Source organism: Corynebacterium massiliense DSM 45435 (assembly GCF_028609805.1).
GTDB lineage: Bacteria > Actinomycetota > Actinomycetes > Mycobacteriales > Mycobacteriaceae > Corynebacterium > Corynebacterium massiliense.
The window spans coordinates 2,081,040-2,097,760 of sequence record NZ_CP063189.1; the positions used below are offsets into that span (position 1 = coordinate 2,081,040).

Here is a 16,721-nt window from a genome sequence, read left to right on the forward strand (position 1 = left end):
CGCACAGGCCCTTAGGATCCCAAAACAGGCACGCGTCTAAGTGCGTGCCCTGCAGTAGATTCAAGACCAAGATATTCTTAGCCGCCGTGGGGGTTTACAACGGGGGACTGTCCGCTGACCAGATTCGTCGACGCGTTCGTGACGGCCGAATGACAAAGCTCTGCGGCGGAGTGTACTGCTGGGGAGAACCTAATGGGGATACCGTTCGGCTATCCCTCAAAGCACACCGCCCGAATCTTCTCCTCACCGGTGATACGGCTGTGCAGGTCATATTTGGGTCGCCGATCACTCTGCCTGTCCATGTCGCGGTGCCACTGCCACGCCAATTAACCGGCACAAAATATGTCTCTGCTCATCGAATCTCTTCATCTTCACACTGGCACCTAAACGGCGCGCACTACCCGCCCATCCCAGATCTGCTCACCCATTGTGAGACCGACTCTCTAGCCATTCGCTTTCTTGACTGGTGGTTTTCAGGCAGAAATGGACAAGAGAAGTTGGAAAGATCGTGCGCTGGGCGGCGTCTTAGTGCGAAGGCTCAAAATTTCATCTCCGCCGCAGCGATAGGCGCCGATAGTGCACCCGAACGAGCACTGGTGAAGCGGCTGCGCGGTGAGGGATTTGCCGTGCACAGCAATGTCAAGATCGGAGACTACTTTTGGGACATTGTCCTCCCCAAACACCGAATCGCGATCGAAGTAGATGGTTTTGAAGTCCACCAAGGAAGAGCGGAAAACCACCACACCTTCGCTCGTGACCGGTGGAAGAGTAATGACGCTACGGCCCGCGGGTACCTCGTCTTTAGGTACCCGGCGATGTGCGTGAAAAACGTGCCCGAGCACATCACGGATCAGATCCGCTCAGTTGCACGCGGCTGTAAACCCAGCAAAGCGACGATCGATGAAAACGTTCGCGGCCACCAGGGTGTGTGGAAATGGCACCCCATGTTTAAGCAGTCTGACGAGTGGTTCACTCCGTTTTCTTAACCGTGCCTCGGCCGGTTAGAACGATTGGGGGATAGCGGTCGCGTGTCGCCCATTTTTGGATCGTAAGGGTTCAAAACCTCGCATGACGGGGTGCCTAATTACCAGAAACAGGCAATGGGTGATTCCACGCGGAGGAAGTTAGACGGAGGCGGGACGGCGGAGGCGGCGGACGGCGCGGCGCGCGGGTTCCTCGACAAGCACGTAGCTCGCGGCAGCGAGCGGGATGGTCAGAGTCAAAGTCGCCAGCAGAATGACGAAGAAGTCGACGTGGTTGCCCGAAAAGACTGGGATGTCCAGCAGCGGGAAGCACAACCCCAGCACCGCGACGTGCCAGAGAAAAATGCCGTACGACCAGCGGCCGAGCGCCTGCATCACGGGCGATTCCAAAAAGCGCGCCTGGGGCGCCAGCGCGTACGGCACCACCACGCAGAACGCGAAAGCCCCGCCGACGGCCACGCGCCGGGCGAACTCACCCGCCGACGGGTGAATAAGCCCCTGCGGCCCAAACCACTCGCGACTGCCCAGCCACATGAAGAACGCGGCGAGCACCAGCCACAGCCAGCGGTGGTGAAAGAGGGAGCGCAGGCGCGGCACGCGGCCTTCGAACTCGGCGGCGAGCATGCCCACCGCGAACCACAGGAAGTAGGCGGGCGGCCAGATCTGGCTGTTGACGCCAGACGAGTCCTCCTCAAACGCCCGCACAAAAGGCAGCCACGCCCACCCGAGCGACACAAGCCCCGCACCCGCGATGAGCACCACCCGCGGCCAAAACCGAAACCTGCCCAGCACAAGGACCAGAAGCGGCAAACAGATATAGAAGGCGATCTCCGCGCACAGCGACCACAGGTGGGTCAGCCCCGGCGCCAGGCCATCGACAACAAACACCTGCGTGGACGTGAGATTCGCTAGGACCTGCGTCCAGGTCATGGAGCGGGCATCGGGAAACAGCAAAATCACCGCCACCACGCACACCCAGTACGCAGGCAGGATGCGCCCGGCGCGACTCAAATAGTAGCCACCGGCAGTGTGCCACCCGCGCCGGCGCCACAGCACAAAGGCACTCAACGCGAAGAAGACGGCGACGAAGTAGTCGAAGCGCTCGGCAAACGACCAGCCGGTGCGGGTCTGGAAGGACACGTGGGTGACCACGACACCCATCGCGGCTAACGCCCGCAGGCCGTCGAGGGCGGGGAGGTGCTGCGGTAAGGTGTCTGCCATATCCTTCCCCCTCCTGCAACTCCTGCAAGCTCGCGCGTGACTGGACATACTACTGTAAATGGCTCGTTTTCTTCCCTCCGACCGCACCGTCCGGTGGCTCATTATCGCCGCCGCCATCGTGGGACTGCTCGGCGCACTCGTCCCGCCGATCTTTGAAAACCGCGCCCGGCCGCTGTCCACGAAGGAAGACTTCACGGTCGCCACCGACCCGACCGACGTGACCGTTGCGGAGGACAAAGATGGGCGGCCGTGGCGGGAGAACATCGCCAAGCAGCACTTCGAGAGCACCCGGCACACGCGCACGGCGAAAACGGACGTCGATTCCGTCGCCAAGGTGCAGTCGGAAACGCGCACGGAGCTGGACCACCGCGAGTTCGCCAGCCTGGAATCCGAGACGAACCTCAACCGCGAGTCGGTCTACCCGCAGGCGGGCCCCACGTCCTCGGAGACGCTGCGCACCCCGTGGGGCACCACCGAGCACGCGGCCTTCGAGCGCGAGGGCATGCAGTATTTCTTCCCCTCGGAGACCGAGCAGCGCAGCTACCCGTACTACGACTCGGTGGCGCAGACCTCGGAGCCGGCGGACTTCACCGGCACCGAGCGCCTCAACGGGGTGCCCACCTACATGTTCCGCCAGACCATCGAGGCGCACCCGCTCAACGAGACGCTGAATAAGCCCCTGCACGTCTCCGGCCCGGCGAAGGATTTCTACTCCGCGACCGAGCGCGAACGCTACGACTACCCCGCCGATACGACGGTGGCCCTCGAGCCGTATTACACGGTCGCCCGCACCTTCTGGGTCGAGCCGACCACGGGCCTCATCGTGAACATGGATGAGGACATCGACGTGGTCCTGGCCACCGATCGGCAGCAGGTGGCGGGCTTCGACGACGCCGCGCTTGCCGATGCCCGCTCCAACCGCCCCGTCTTTTCCGCCCACCTGACCTGGTCGGAGGACTCACGCACCGCGGCGCTGGACCGAGTGGCGAGGACGGTGAACTTTGTGAAGACCCTGGCGGTCATCGGCTGGCTGGGCAAAACTGCGGCCGTCGTGCTGCTGGCCAGCGCGGCCTGGGTGTACTACCGCCGGTCTGATAGATGAGAAAGCGCTACCTCCTTTTAGGCGCCCTGCTCGTCGCCGCGGTGACGTGGCCGTTCTTTTTACCCGGCGAGTTCGTCTGGCGCGACATGGTGATCCTGGACGCGCCGGGCTGGACCGCGGCGAACTTCGGCGGCGGGGACTTGCCGGCCCGCAATTCGCCGCAAGATGGGCTGCTGGCCATCGCGGGACTGGTGGGCCTCGGAGGCGTTCTTGCCCGAGCCCTGATTGTTGGCGCCGCCAGCGCCGCCGCGTGGGCGGGCTACCGGTTCGGCCACACGCCCGTGGGCACCTGCGCGGCGATGGTCCTCGCCGTCATCAACCCCTTCGTGGTCGAGCGGCTCCTGCAAGGCCAGTGGTCGCTGGCGGTGGCGGCGTGGCTGCTGCCGGCCATTGCGGTGGCGGACAAGCATCGCACCGCCTGGCTCTGCATGTGCGGTGCGGCGATTACCCCGACCGGTGGGCTTTTCGCCCTGGCCACGGGCACGCTCACAGTCAGGGGAAGGCGAGTGGCTACTTTCGGCATCGGCACGCTGCTCTGCCTGCCGTGGCTCGTTCCCGGCCTGCTCCACCCGGGCGCAAGCATGCACGCCGCGGCGTCGGCCACCGCGTTCGCGCCGCGGGCGGAGGCGTTCACGGGCACGCTCGGCACGCTCGCCGGCTTGGGCGGTATCTGGAACGCGGCGGCGGTCCCTGCCTCGCGGGCGGCCGGCTTCGCACTTTTCGGCTTCCTGTTGGCACCGCTCGTCGTCGCGGGCACGACGCGCCTGCCGCGACGCACCCTCGCGGCGCTGGGCGCGCTTGCGGCGATCGGTGTGGTCGTCCCCCTCGTCGCGTGGCTCGCCCCGGAGCTCATCGCGCAACTCCTCCGCGCGGTCCCCGGCGCGGGCCTTATCCGCGATAGCCACAAGCTGGTGGCGCTGGCCATCCCGTTGTACGTGGCGGCGCTCGGCACGCTGCGGGGACAGACCGCCTGGGCCGGTCTCGTCACCGCCGCCCTGCTCGTCCCCGACGCGCCCTGGGCGCTGCAGGCGCTTACCCCCAGCAAAAAGCCAGTCATCAACGAGGCGCTAGTCCGAGAGCTGGCCGGGAAAGACGTCTACTTCGCGGACCGCGGCCCGCTCGTGCGTATCGATGACACCGTCTCCGTCGATCCCTACTCCAAGGCGGTGGGCGCGGTGGAGTCGGGCGAGCTCGTCGTCGATGGCGAGCGCGTCGACGACCCGGCCCCGCGGTGGTTAGCCGCCCACGCCGCCTGGGGGCGCGGAGACCTGAAAGCGTTAGAGGATCTCGGCATCGGCGCGGTGGTGGAAAACGATCAGGTCGTCGCGCAGACCGATGCCCCGCCGACGCCGGTGCCCTGGGCACTCACCGCCGGGTGGCTGCTTATCCCCGCGGGTCTTGTAGCTCGCGCAGCAGCTCTTCGAAGCGCCGGCCGGTCTTCTGCCACGAGTAGTGGGACGCGAGATCGCGCGCCGCGGAACCGAGGGCGCGGCGGCGGGCGGGGTCACAGATAAGCTCCTGCACCGCGGCGTGGAACCCGGGCTCGTTATCTGCCAATAGCCCGGTTTCGCCGTCGATGACCGAGTCGCGCAGGCCGAAGGAATACCCGACGGTGGGCACACCGTGCTGGGCGGCCTCCATGACGGCAAGGCCCCAGCCTTCTTTGCGCGAGGGCATCAAGTGGGCATCGGCACGCGCCAGCAGGGCGTGCTTGTACACCTCGCTGACCTGGCCGTGGAAGGCCACCCGGTCGGCCACCCCGCGGCGGGTCGCGTACTCGCGCAGCTGGCTTTCCCACCAGCCGGTGCCCACGACGTCGAGGACAGCCTCGGGCAGCCGCGCGACGGTGTCCATGGCGTGCTCGATCTGCTTGTGCGGCACCAGGCGCGACAGGGTCAGCAGGTGAACGTCTGCCTCCCGGTCCAGGCGCGGGACGTGGTCCGGGACGGGATCGAGGCCATTTTCGATGATCTCGACACCCCGAATGCCCAGCCCGTGCAGGTCCTCCCGCGAAGCTTCCGACACCGTCACGTACGGCGCGCCGCGGTACACACGGGGCGCGACCTGCGACTCTAGGAACCAGCCAAGCCTGCCGATGACCGGCCCCGCCACCGGCCACTGCTCCCGGTGGCAGTGATGCGTTAGTAGCACCGTCGGCCGCCCGGCGATGAGGCGGGCGAAGAAGGGGATGCCGTTTTGGGTGTCCACCACCGCGTCGATGCCGCGCAGGGAACCTAGCCCCAACCTCCCTGCAAGGATGGCGAGCCACGCGCGCGGGTACACGCCGTACTTCCCGCCGCCGCGGGAATACGCCACGCCTTCGCGGACGTCGCAGCGGGCGGCGTTCATGTGCTTCGCGGTGCGGAAGACCACCTCGTGGCCTTGGGCGGCGAGGTACTCGCCAACCCGCTCAAGGTAGCGCTCGGAGCCGCCGCCCTGCGGGTGCGTGGAATCGCGCCAGCACAATAGGAGAATTTTCATCGCGAGGTATTAGCCTAGCGTGGCATGGACTCTACCCGGACGTTCGCCACCCTCCGCCGCTCCTGGAAGCTGCTGCGTTCCTTCCGCTTTGAGCAGACCCGGCCGGATGTTTTCTACGGCGGACTGGCCGAGGACACTGCGGGGTTGGTCAACGCGCTTGCCACCGACCTCGACGTCACCCTCCCCGGCTCCCGCGTCCTCGACGTCGGCGGCGGCCCGGGCTATTTCGCCGACGCGTTCGCCCGCCGCGGTGCCGACTACTTCGGTGTCGAGCCCGACGCCGGCGAGATGTCGGCGGCCGGCATCCAGCTTGCGCGCGCCGTGCGTGGCGATGGCACCCGTCTCCCCTTCGCCGACGCCACCTTCAACATCACGTATTCCTCCAACGTGGCCGAGCACATCCCCAACTGGGAGGCCATGGGTGACGAAATGCTTCGGGTGACGCGGCCGGGTGGTCTCGTCATCCTCAGTTACACCGTGTGGCTCGGGCCGTTCGGCGGCCACGAGACCGGCCTGTGGCAGCACTATGTGGGCGGCGAATTCGCCAGGGACCGCTACTCACGCCGCCACGGGCATCCGCCGAAGAACGTGTTCGGGCAGTCGCTTTTCGATGTCTCCTGCACCGCCGGCCTCCGCTGGGCCCGCCGACAGAAGAACGCGCACCTCACAGCCGCCTTCCCGCGCTACCACCCCAGCTGGGCATGGTGGCTGGTGAAGGTGCCGGGCGTTCGCGAGTTCGCCGTGTCCAACCTCGTGGTCGTGCTGAAAAAACAACCTAAGCCCAGAAAATAACAAGGTCATTGCCAGCGACTATGCCGCCATTCGGATAATGTCTGCGCTATGAACAACTATTCCCCTCACTCGCCCGATCCCCAGTGGGCAAACGCGCAGTACTCACAACAGCAGTACTCACAACAGCAGTACGAACCCCAGGAACCCGCGCCCCAGCCGTCTGGCAAGTCGCCCTGGCCGATCATCATCGCGGTGATCCTCGGCCTCATCCTCCTTGCCGGTCTTGGCTGGCTCGCCTACACCTTGATGGGAAGCGACGACAAAGACAACGACGCCAAGTCGGCCGCAGTCACGTCGACCGCAGAGAAGTCGGAATCGGAGAAGCCGAAAACCGACGAGAACAAAAAAGACAAAAACAGCAAAGAAGACGAAGCCGCCTCCGATCGCTGCTCTGCCGACTTCTTAGCCAAAGACGGCTGGGAGCGGTACACCAGCGTCATGGAGTGCGACGGCGAGTGGCTCTATGCCGGCGTTCCCCAGACCGACGACACGGTAGTGCTTCGTTGGGATAGCAACTCTTGGGCGAGGTACCCATGGGACGGTAAGGCCCCGCAGTCTGGATACGACTGCTTCGACCCCGCCAAGCTGGATGCCGACGGAATGCCTGACGCCATCCGCGAGAACGTCACCAAGTGCAGCTCGACAAAGGACGAAGACACGAAAAAGGACGCTGAAACCTGCGGGGCATCGGCAAGCGAGGCAGTCAGCCGCTGGGCACCGGGATTGGACTTCGGCGTCCCGGGCGTGGTCCCGTCCCTCGAATACGCGGGCACCGGTGAGTACGACCCCTGCGCCGCGTTGAGCTACATTGTCGTGCCTGTCGAGGGCGCAACCGGTTCGTCCCCGGTTCACATCATGCTGTTCCACCACGGCGACTACCTCGGTACTGCCACAGCGAAGGGGTACAAGACCAGCAACATCTCCACTGTGTCCGACGACACCATCAGCGCCACCTACAAGTACCCGCTGCCCGGTGAATCGGGACCCGCATCGTCTGGGGAAGCCTTCGCTACCTTCACCTGGGATGAAGGCGCCCAGAAGGTCCAAATGTCCGGTGATGTCCCGCCGACATAGGCGGCTGACCCCGGGGAATCCGGCTCGTACCGACCACGGCATCTTGCAAATTTCTACGCCGGCCTGCGATAACCACTACATCCATATTCTGGATTCGGTGCTTGTCCCGCCTGGCCAGGCCCCTTCAGAAGCCGCGGGGTCTGCGCTCAATGCCAAACCCGAGCGCGGCAATGCGCGCTCGCTGAACTCTGCTGGTGACTTCAGCGACCCGTGCTGGGAAGACCGAGCCTTCCTATCAGTACCCAGTCGACCCGCCCGAATGCCTCAAAATGCTGCCGGCCCCAGCGATTCCGCCACCGCAGACTGGTTCGCCGTCGTCCCTTGTGGACCGTGGACTTTATAAGTACATCGGCTCGTGATGGGTGGTTAGAACGGCGGCTCCTCTTCATAGTCGCGGTCGGGTTCGGTGTCGGGGTGGGTGTTGGAGTTAGTTGGTTCGGTGTCGGGGGTGTCGGGTTCTGGGTTGGTGTTGAGGGCGCGTTCGCGGGCGTTGGCCCGGCGGGTGGCAATGGCTTGGTCGACGGTTTGCAGCCAGTTGCAGGTCTCTGGTGCTAGCGGGCCAGCGGCGGTGGTGGTCTGCCAGGTGCCGTCGGTAAATAGCCACACCACATCCCCTGTGGCTGGGTCGAGGATGTAGCGGGCGCGTTTGTCGGTTTTGATGTTGTGGTGATGCTGGCACAGATTCACCAGATTCCACGCTGCCGTCGGCCCACCGTCCGCAAAATCCACACAATGATCCTTCTGACACCGATACGCCGGCAGGCAACACCCCGGATACCGGCAGGTACCATCCCTGCCATTGAGATACGCCTTCAACCTGTCCGGGGTGGAGTAGTTTGTGCTTTCCATCCAGGCGGCCGCATTCATGTCTTTACGCCGGGATGCTTTCCCGGCAAGCTCGGCACCTGTTTCGGCGTCGGTCCAGCCAGTACCTTCGACAAACACCGGCGCATGCGCAAGATCCGCCGCCTGAAACACATTCAGTGTCACATCCACATCCCGGTTGATATCAGTCAGCACCAACATCGCGAACGCTTCCGAAGCGCTGACCCCGTACTCGTCGGCAACCCGGCGGATCACCCCATTGATCTGGGCGGCAGTCTCCGTGTCGTATTCAACACTGATACACCCCACCCCGCCGGGAAGACTCGACCAGTCATACCGGCCTTTACGCTTCCGACGTTTCTCAGCTTCCTTTTCTGCCTCTGTGCTTACCGCGTCGGCAAGTTCTGGGTCTTCGGCAGCGACTAAGGCGTTGAGTTTGCGGCGTAAGTTGCGCACCGACGGCAGTACTTGGCCCGCCCGGGTGGGGGTCAAATACTTGACTAGGGCGGCATCGATACGCGCTAGTGCTTCCTCATCTGGAGTGCCGAGTTTGCACAACACCTGGTCGATAACGATCAGGCGGGAGAAATCCAGGTGGAACAACCGCTCATGCACCTCCCGCAGGCCGGGTAGCTCATCCAGGCGGAACAGTGCCATGAAGATATTGGCCACCCGGGTTGGTGATTTTCCCGTCAACCCGGCCAGGCGGGTGCAGGCCAGATCGAAATCATCGTCTGGATCCGGCAAACACTCACAGTGCAGTTGGTATTCGAACTGGCGTAGTTGTGTCGCGGTTGTGGCTATGTCGTTTCCTGGTGTGGACACCGTGTAATACGGACCCATTGGGCCCCTCCCCCGAAAAGTATTCGCTAACGTGTTCTACACACCACCCACCATAGCGGGCCGGAAACCGAAGTCAACCCCCACCTCGAACACGTATTCGTTTCGTTACACACCGCCGTCACGCAATCCGCAAAACACGAAAAGACCCCAGCCACACACACCATGTGCGCAGCTGGGGCCTTAAAGCCCAAAGAGTGAGAAGCTACTTATCCGCTTCCTCGACGCGCGACTTCAGCGCGTTGAACTGGTCGTGGACCTCCTGCGGCACGCGGGAGCCAAGGAACGCGAGGTACTCGGCGTTGTCCTCCATGTCGGCTGCCCACTCGGACGGCTCAACGTGCAGGGCCTGGCGAACGTCCTCAATGTCGATGTCGAGGCCGGACAGATCCATGTCCTCGGCGCGAGCGGTGTTGCCCACGACGGTTTTCTCGGCGTCGACCTTGCCCTCGATGCGCTCGGTGATCCACTTGAGCACACGGGAGTTCTCACCGAAGCCCGGCCACAGCATCTTGCCGTCATCGTCCTTGCGGAACCAGTTGACCAGGAAGATGGACGGCATGCGGTCGCCGCCCTTTTCGCCCATGTCGATCCAGTGCTGCAGGTAATCGCCGGCGTTGTAGCCCATGAACGGGAGCATGGCCATCGGGTCGTGGCGCAGGGCGCCGACCTTGGCCTCGGCCGAAGCGGCGGTCTGTCCGGAGGCGAGCAGGGCGCCGATGAGGGTGCCGTGGTTCCAGTCGAAGGCCTGGGTCACCAGCGGCACGGTGGACGGGCGGCGCCCGCCGAACAGGATGGCGTCAATCTTCACGCCCTTCCAGTCATCGAACTCCGGCGCGGCGGACGGGCACTGCGAGATCGGCACGCAGTAGCGCGAATTCGGATGCGCCGCCTTTGTGGAGGAATCCGGGGTCCAGTCCTCACCCTGCCAATCGATGAGGTGGTCCGGCTTCTCGCCGTCCATGCCCTCCCACCAGACGTCGCCATCGTCAGTCAGCGCGACGTTGGTGAACAGGGTATTGCCCGGCTCCATGGACTTCATGGCATTCGGGTTGGACGCGTAGTTCGTGCCCGGCGCGACGCCGAAGAAGCCGTTCTCCGGGTTGACGGCGTAGAGGCCGTCTTCACGCAGGTGCAGCCAGGCGATGTCGTCGCCGACGACCTCGGCGGTCCAGCCCTCGAGCGTCGGGGTGATCATCGCGAGGTTGGTCTTGCCGCACGCGGACGGGAAGGCGCCGGTGACGTGGTAGGTCTTGCCCTCCGGGGAGGTCAGCTTGAGGATGAGCATGTGCTCAGCCATCCAGCCCTCCTCCTGGGCCATGACCGAGGCGATGCGCAGCGCGTAGCACTTCTTGGCCAGGATGGCGTTTCCGCCGTAACCGGAGCCGTAGGACCAGATCTCCTTGGTGTCCGGGAAGTGCGTGATGTACTTCGTGTCGTTGCAGGGCCAGGCGACGTCCTGCTCGCCATCGGCAAGCGGAGCGCCGACGGAATGGATGGCGTGGACGAAGTCGCCGTTGGTGCCGATCTTCTCCAGCGCCTGCGCGCCCATGCGGGTCATGATGCGCATGGACAGCACGACGTACGCCGAGTCGGTGAGCTGCACGCCGAGCTTCGGCTCCGGATCATTAATCGGGCCCATGCAGAACGGCACGACGAACATGGTGCGCCCGTGCATCGCGCCGCGGAACGCATCGGTCATCTCCTCGCGCATGGCCTGCGGCGGCGCCCAGTTGTTGGTCGGGCCGGCGTCCTCTTCGTTCTCCGAGCAAATAAAGGTGCGCGACTCCACGCGGGCGACGTCGGCCGGGTTGGAACGCGCGAGGAAGGAGTTCGGGCGCTTTTCCTCGTTGAGCTTGATGAGGGTGCCCTTTTCCACCAGTTCAGCGGCGAGGCGATCCGCTTCCTCCTGGGAGCCGTCGACGAAAACCACCTGGTCGGGTTCGAGTAGGTCGACCGCTTCGTTGATCCACGAAATCAGCTTGTCGTTGTCAGTCGGCAGTTCGCCAACGAGACCCTTAATCGGGGTGGTCATTATAAATCTCCTAGTCAAGAGCCGGTCCGCTAAAAGAAACACGGGCAGCGATGACACACCACTGCCCTCAGTGCCCGCACTGGCAGGCGATTGCACCCCTAGAGTATCGCCTCGGGGGCCGTTTCATAGTATTTTCCTCCCGCTTTGGCCATGCGAGGCACCCGCCGGGGCGGAAAACCACATGCGCACCAGCCATATTTCGCACTAAAGAGGTATATGTCTCCCCCAAACAGGGGTATGGGCGCGGCTAATTGCCTCTCCACGGCGTACAGGGAACAATAGTGCGGGATGAATAGCGCTGATAGTTCCCATAATTCCGGCGGCCGCCCGCCCCAGACCGACTTCCGCGAGGTCTTCGGCAACGAGCTCGACTACCCGCGGCTGGGCAACGTGACCTTCCGCCGCGGCACCCTCACCGACAACCAGGAGGCCTTGTTCAACGAGCATTGGCCGCGCCTGGGCATGCAGCTTGCCGATGCCCCCGTGGACATCGACACGTGGTTCGGCCGCTCCGGCCACCCCACCATCGTGGAGATCGGATCGGGCACCGGCACCTCCACCGCCGCGATGGCTCCGCTCGAGGCGGACACGAACATCATCGCCGTGGAGTTGTACAAGCCGGGGCTGGCCAAGCTGCTCGGCCAGGTGGTGCGCGAGGACATCGACAACATCCGCATGATCCGCGGCGACGGCGTCGAGGTCATCTACCGCATGTTCCCGCCCGAGTCGCTCGACGGCATCCGCGTGTTTTTCCCCGACCCCTGGCCCAAGGCGCGCCACCACAAACGCCGCATCATCCAGTCCGGCACGCTCAACCTGTTTGCCAGCCGCCTGAAGAAGGGCGGGGTCCTGCACGTGGCCACCGACCACGCCGACTACGCCGAGTGGATCACTGAGCTTGTCGATGCCGAGCCTTCCCTGCGTTTCCACCCCTGGCCGTGGCCGGAGTGCCCGCAGCTGACGGACCGCCAGGTCATCACCAAGTTCGAGGGCAAGGGCCTGGACAAAGAACACACCATCACCGAGTACCTGTGGGAGAAGATCTAAATGGCCGGCACCTACCTGCTCATCTGGGACGCCCCGAACATGGACATGGGGCTCGGCGCGATCCTGGGCGGCCGCCCGACCGCCGTGTACCGCCCGCGTTTCGATGCCATCGGCCGCTGGCTGGTCTACGAGGCGCGCTCGTTCGGCGCCGAGCCGGAAGCGACCGTGTTCACCAACGTCGCCCCAGGCGGCGCAGACGTCATCCGCCCCTGGGTGGAAGCGATCCGCAACGTCGGCTTCGCGGTGTTTGCCAAGCCGAAGTTGAGCGACGACTCCGACGTCGATCCGGACATGATCGACCACATCAACCTGCGCCGCGAGGATCTCGCCGGCGTGGCCATCGCGTCCGCCGACGGGCAGAACTTCCACGACCTCATCGACGAACTGGTCGACGACGGCATCCCCGTCACCGTCCTCGGCTTCCATGAGCACGCCTCCTGGGCCGTCGGCGCAGACCACATCGACTTCGTCGACCTGGAGGACATTCCCGGCACGTTCCGCGAGCCGCTGCCGCGCGTGAGCCTCGACGACCTGCCCGATGAGGGCGCGTGGTTGCAGCCGTTCCGTTCGATTTCCGCGCTCGTCGACGACTAGTCAAAGGAGGCGACGGCCATGTTCTTTAAGTGGGGACGCTTTTCCTATCGGCACCGGCGGGTCATCCCGATCGTGATCGTGCTCGCCATCCTGGCGCTCTTCGGCGTCTTCGGCACGCAGCTCGAAGACCGCATGAGCCAGGAGGGCTGGGATGACCCACACGCGGCATCGACAAGCGCGGCGCGGATCGAGGAAGACACGTTCGGCCGCGACAACAACGGCGACGTCATCGTCTTGTTCAGCGACCCGGACGAGCACTTCGACGCTGCGAAGCAGTACCTGGCGCAGCTCAAGAGTGAGCACCCGGACGAGATCGACCACGTCACCAGCTACTTCGACACCCGGAACCCGAACATGGTGAACAAGGACCATTCCACCGCGTTCGCCGCCATCGGACTGAAGGGCGACGGGGAGCAAACGCTCAAAGACTTCCGCGCGGTGGAAGACGACCTGAAGTCCGCCGACGTACCGGTCCAGATCGCCGGCGCCACCGCCGTGGCCGACGCGCTCGACGAGGGCATGGCCAACGACATCTCGCGCGCGGAGAAGGCCGCCCTGCCTCTGGTGGGGCTGCTCCTGCTCATCGTTTTCGGATCCGTGGTCGCCGCGTTCATGCCGCTTATCGTCGGCGGGCTGTCCATCCTCGGCTCGCTGGGTATCCTCTCCGTGCTTGCCGGTTTCCTGCAGGTCAACGTGTTCGCGCAGGCGGTAGTCACTCTGCTCGGCCTGGGGCTGGCCATCGACTACGGCTTGTTCATGGTCTCGCGTTTCCGCGAGGAGCTGGACAAGGGCAAATCCACCGAGGACGCCGTGGCCACCACGACCGCCACGGCCGGGCAGACCGTGGTGTTTTCCGCCGGCATGGTCGCCGTCGCCCTCTCCGGGCTATTCCTGTTCCCGCAGGCGTTTTTGAAATCCGTCGCCTACGGATCCATCTCCGCGGTCGGTTTGGCCGCGCTGCTGTCGGTGACGGTGCTGCCGTCGCTGTTCGGGCTGCTGGGCCGGGGCATCGATAAGTGGTCGCTGCGCCGCACCTCGCGGAAGGGCCGCCGGCTCGAGGAGACCTGGTGGTTCAAGATCCCGGCGCGGGCGATGCGGCACGCCAAACTCATCACTTTTGGCGTGTGCGGCTTACTGATTGCGCTGACCATTCCACTGGTGAGCGTCTCCTTCGGCGGCATCAACGAGGGCTACCTCCCGCCCAACCACGAGACGCGGCAGGCCCAGGACGAGTTCAACGAGACGTTCCCGGCCTTCCGCACCGAGCCGGTCAAGCTCCTCGTGGAGGGCGCGGACAATCAGCAGCTTGCCGATGTCTACTTGGACGTCCGCGACATCGAGGGCCTGACCGAACCCATGCGGCCGGCAACGCCCACCGAAAACGGCACGACGGTGCTCTCGGCGGGCATTCAGGACCGCGCCGACTACGCGCGCATCGTCCACGAGCTCGAGGACATCGAGGCGCCGGAGGGCGTGAACCTCTACGTGGGCGGGACGCCCGCAATGGAGGTCGAATCCCTCGACGCGCTCTTCCACCGCCTGCCGTGGATGTTCGCCTACATCATCGTGGCGACGTTCCTGCTCATGGCGCTCGTGTTCGGGTCCGTTGTGCTGCCGGCAAAGGCGATCGTGATGACGATGCTCTCGCTGGGCACCACCCTGGGCATCCTCACCGCGATGTTCGTCGGCGGCGTGGGCGCCGGCCTATTGAACTTCACGCCGGGCCCGCTGATGAGCCCGATCCTCGTGCTCATCGTGGCCATCATCTACGGCCTGTCCACCGACTACGAGGTCTTCTTGGTCTCGCGCATGGTGGAGGCCCGCAAGCAGGGCGCGGACACCGACGAGGCCATCGCCGCGGGCACCGCGCACACCGGCGGGATTATCACCGCCGCGGCGCTCATCATGATCGTGGTCGCCGGCGCGTTCGGCTTCTCCGACATCGTGATGATGAAGTACATCGCCTTCGGCATGATCTTCGCCCTGCTTATCGATGCCACCGTCGTGCGCATGCTGCTCGTCCCCGCCGTGATGCACCTGCTGCGTGCCGATAACTGGTGGGCGCCGCGGTTCGTGCAGCGGGCCTCGGAGGCGCTCAGTGGGCGCGCGCAGGAAACCTATGCGGCAGACGAGGCGGGCGTCGTGGAGCCCGGTTCCAGCCGCAGCGGCCGGTCGAGCACGGAAGATGCTTCCCTGGTCCCCTTCAACGACCTCATGCACCGCCTCAAGGACGAGCATTAGCCATGCGAAAGATCCTGCACAATCGCTGGTTCCAGTGGGAAATGACGCTGGCCATCCTCGTCGTTTTGGGTTTCGTCTTCCGCGACGAGCTGGACTTTTTGACCGAGGGGTTCCGGCGGCTGCGCCACACCAGCCCGCTGCCGGTGGGCGTGGTGATCCTCGCCTCGCTGACCTCGTTGGCGGCGATGGCCGAAGTGATGCGGTTGTTGCTCGGCGCTGGCGACGTGCGGGTCTCACCGAAGGAAACGACCGCCATCACGCTGGCGTCGAACGCGTTGTCCACGACTCTTCCGGCCGGGCCGGCGTTTTCCGCGGTGCTGACGTTCCACGTGCAGCGCCAATGGGGCGCGCCGACGGTGCTGTGCGGCTGGTTTTTAGTTCTGTCGTCGGCACTATCCACGATGTGGATGGTGCTCATTGGACTGGCCGCGGTGCTCTTCCTCAACGCGGACATGTCCATGTGGTCCTTGCTGCTTTCGCTGACGGTCACGCTCAGTGTGGCCTGGGCGGTGTTCTGGGTGACCAGCCACCCGCGCACCATCGAGCGCGTCGTGGCGCGCCAGAAGTGGCTGGGGGATAAGCGCGACGGGCTCATCGCGCACGTGCGCAACCTCCGCGAGGTGCACTTGAGCCGGCCGGCTTTCATTTCCGCGGCAGCGTATTCGCTCCTCCACCGTGTGGCCGACATGGCGGCGCTGTGGGCATGTGTGTGGGCGGTGACTGGCGAGATCCCGTGGCTAAGCGCCAGCGACGATCACACCACGCTCGCCGGCGTGGCGCTCGCGTTCATCACCGCCAAGCTGGCCGGCTCCGCCCAGGTCACGCCGGCGGGCTTGGGCACGGTGGAGGCGGCGATCATCGCCACGCTCGTGGCCTGCGGCATGACCGCGGTGGACGCGACTAGCGCCGCGTTTGTGTACCGGCTCATCTCGTTCGCGCTCATGACGCTCAACGGCTGGGTGGTCTACTTCTGGCACTACGCCCGGAAGGGGATGACCTTCTCCACTCTCAACCTCAAACGAAAGGACACTGGTTCCGTATGACTGACACGCGTTCTCCCCTGACCCCGCTTGTAGACCTCGTGGCGCTGCTGCTGTTTTCCGTTGCTGCTCGCATGGCGCACGGCGGGGTGACCCTCCCAGCGGTCCTCCACACGTTTTGGCCGTGGGCGTTGGCGGCCCTTGTCGGCTGGGGCATCGTGCTGGGGACCGGGATCCGCAACCGCTGGAAGGAAGGCGCGACGATCTGGGTGACCACCATCCTCGGCGGCATGCTCATCTGGGCGGTAGTGAACTCGAAGTTCCCGCACTGGAGCTTCCTCATCGTCGCGACGGTGATGTCGGCGCTCTTCCTGTTCGGGTGGCGCGCCATCGCGGCGCTAGTGCGCCGTCGCTAGGTTTTAGAAGGTCGGCAGCTGCGGGCCGATGCCCTGCTGGAGCTGCTGGATCAGGACGTAGATGTAGTTAGCGATGTCGCCGAAGAGGTC

13 protein-coding genes and 1 pseudogene are annotated in these 16,721 nt (G+C 64.8%); 10 read left to right on the forward strand and 4 right to left on the reverse strand.

Going from position 1 to position 16,721, the window contains the following annotated elements; genetic code table 11:
* Positions 1 to 596 precede the first annotated feature (596 nt).
* The gene (locus CMASS_RS09615) at positions 597 to 986 is read left to right on the forward strand and encodes a DUF559 domain-containing protein (RefSeq protein ID WP_051126844.1); all 390 of its coding nucleotides are present in this window, start codon (positions 597 to 599) and stop codon (positions 984 to 986) included.
* Between the two features lie 138 nt (positions 987 to 1,124).
* Here CMASS_RS09615 and CMASS_RS09620 read toward each other — a convergent pair whose 3' ends face one another.
* The gene (locus CMASS_RS09620; protein WP_022863004.1) at positions 1,125 to 2,204 is read right to left on the reverse strand and encodes an acyltransferase family protein; all 1,080 of its coding nucleotides are present in this window, start codon (positions 2,202 to 2,204) and stop codon (positions 1,125 to 1,127) included.
* Positions 2,205 to 2,262: 58 nt separating this feature from the next.
* Between CMASS_RS09620 and CMASS_RS09625 the strand changes: the two genes are divergently transcribed.
* Together CMASS_RS09625 and CMASS_RS10350 are read left to right on the forward strand one after the other, a co-directional pair.
* Positions 2,263 to 3,306, forward strand: a complete 1,044-nt coding sequence (locus CMASS_RS09625) for a porin PorA family protein (RefSeq protein ID WP_027018660.1) — start codon at positions 2,263 to 2,265, stop codon at positions 3,304 to 3,306.
* Positions 3,303 to 4,613: pseudogene (locus tag CMASS_RS10350) on the forward strand (MmpA family trehalose lipid delivery protein); the annotation flags it as partial. The gene CMASS_RS09625 and the pseudogene CMASS_RS10350, both read left to right, overlap by 4 nt.
* A 76-nt stretch (positions 4,614 to 4,689) precedes the next feature.
* On the opposite strand, the gene CMASS_RS09630 reads toward CMASS_RS10350, so the two are convergent.
* Positions 4,690 to 5,787: a glycosyltransferase family 4 protein gene (locus CMASS_RS09630; protein WP_022863002.1), complete on the reverse strand. Its 1,098-nt coding sequence runs from the start codon at positions 5,785 to 5,787 to the stop codon at positions 4,690 to 4,692.
* Positions 5,788 to 5,811: 24 nt separating this feature from the next.
* Here CMASS_RS09630 and CMASS_RS09635 point away from each other — a divergent pair, with 24 nt between their 5' ends.
* Positions 5,812 to 6,579, forward strand: coding sequence for a class I SAM-dependent methyltransferase (locus CMASS_RS09635; RefSeq protein WP_022863001.1), 768 nt, complete (start codon positions 5,812 to 5,814; stop codon positions 6,577 to 6,579).
* 48 nt (positions 6,580 to 6,627) lie between these two features.
* Positions 6,628 to 7,653, forward strand: a complete 1,026-nt coding sequence (locus CMASS_RS09640) for an LppP/LprE family lipoprotein (RefSeq protein ID WP_022863000.1) — start codon at positions 6,628 to 6,630, stop codon at positions 7,651 to 7,653.
* Positions 7,654 to 8,019: 366 nt separating this feature from the next.
* On the opposite strand, the gene CMASS_RS09645 is transcribed toward CMASS_RS09640, so the two are convergent.
* Complete coding sequence (locus CMASS_RS09645) at positions 8,020 to 9,225, reverse strand: HNH endonuclease signature motif containing protein (RefSeq protein ID WP_273665902.1); 1,206 nt, start codon at positions 9,223 to 9,225, stop codon at positions 8,020 to 8,022.
* Positions 9,226 to 9,523: 298 nt separating this feature from the next.
* Positions 9,524 to 11,353, reverse strand: coding sequence for a phosphoenolpyruvate carboxykinase (GTP) (locus CMASS_RS09650; protein WP_022863527.1), 1,830 nt, complete (start codon positions 11,351 to 11,353; stop codon positions 9,524 to 9,526).
* A gap of 288 nt (positions 11,354 to 11,641) precedes the next feature.
* On the opposite strand from CMASS_RS09650, the gene trmB reads away from it, so the two are divergent.
* The 5 genes from trmB to CMASS_RS09675 are packed head-to-tail and all read left to right on the forward strand — an operon-like array spanning position 11,642 to position 16,631.
* Positions 11,642 to 12,400, forward strand: coding sequence for a tRNA (guanosine(46)-N7)-methyltransferase TrmB (gene trmB, locus CMASS_RS09655; protein WP_022863526.1), 759 nt, complete (start codon positions 11,642 to 11,644; stop codon positions 12,398 to 12,400).
* On the forward strand, positions 12,401 to 12,994 hold the full coding sequence (locus CMASS_RS09660) for an NYN domain-containing protein (RefSeq protein ID WP_022863525.1): 594 nt from the start codon (positions 12,401 to 12,403) through the stop codon (positions 12,992 to 12,994).
* An 18-nt stretch (positions 12,995 to 13,012) separates the two neighbouring features.
* Complete coding sequence (locus tag CMASS_RS09665) at positions 13,013 to 15,235, forward strand: MMPL family transporter (protein WP_022863524.1); 2,223 nt, start codon at positions 13,013 to 13,015, stop codon at positions 15,233 to 15,235.
* A gap of 2 nt (positions 15,236 to 15,237) precedes the next feature.
* Entirely contained in the window at positions 15,238 to 16,278 is a 1,041-nt protein-coding gene (locus tag CMASS_RS09670; RefSeq protein WP_022863523.1) for a lysylphosphatidylglycerol synthase transmembrane domain-containing protein, read from the forward strand.
* On the forward strand, positions 16,275 to 16,631 hold the full coding sequence (locus tag CMASS_RS09675; RefSeq protein WP_022863522.1) for a DUF3054 domain-containing protein: 357 nt from the start codon (positions 16,275 to 16,277) through the stop codon (positions 16,629 to 16,631). The genes CMASS_RS09670 and CMASS_RS09675 overlap by 4 nt, the downstream gene beginning before the upstream one ends.
* The last annotated feature ends 90 nt before the right edge of the window (positions 16,632 to 16,721 follow it).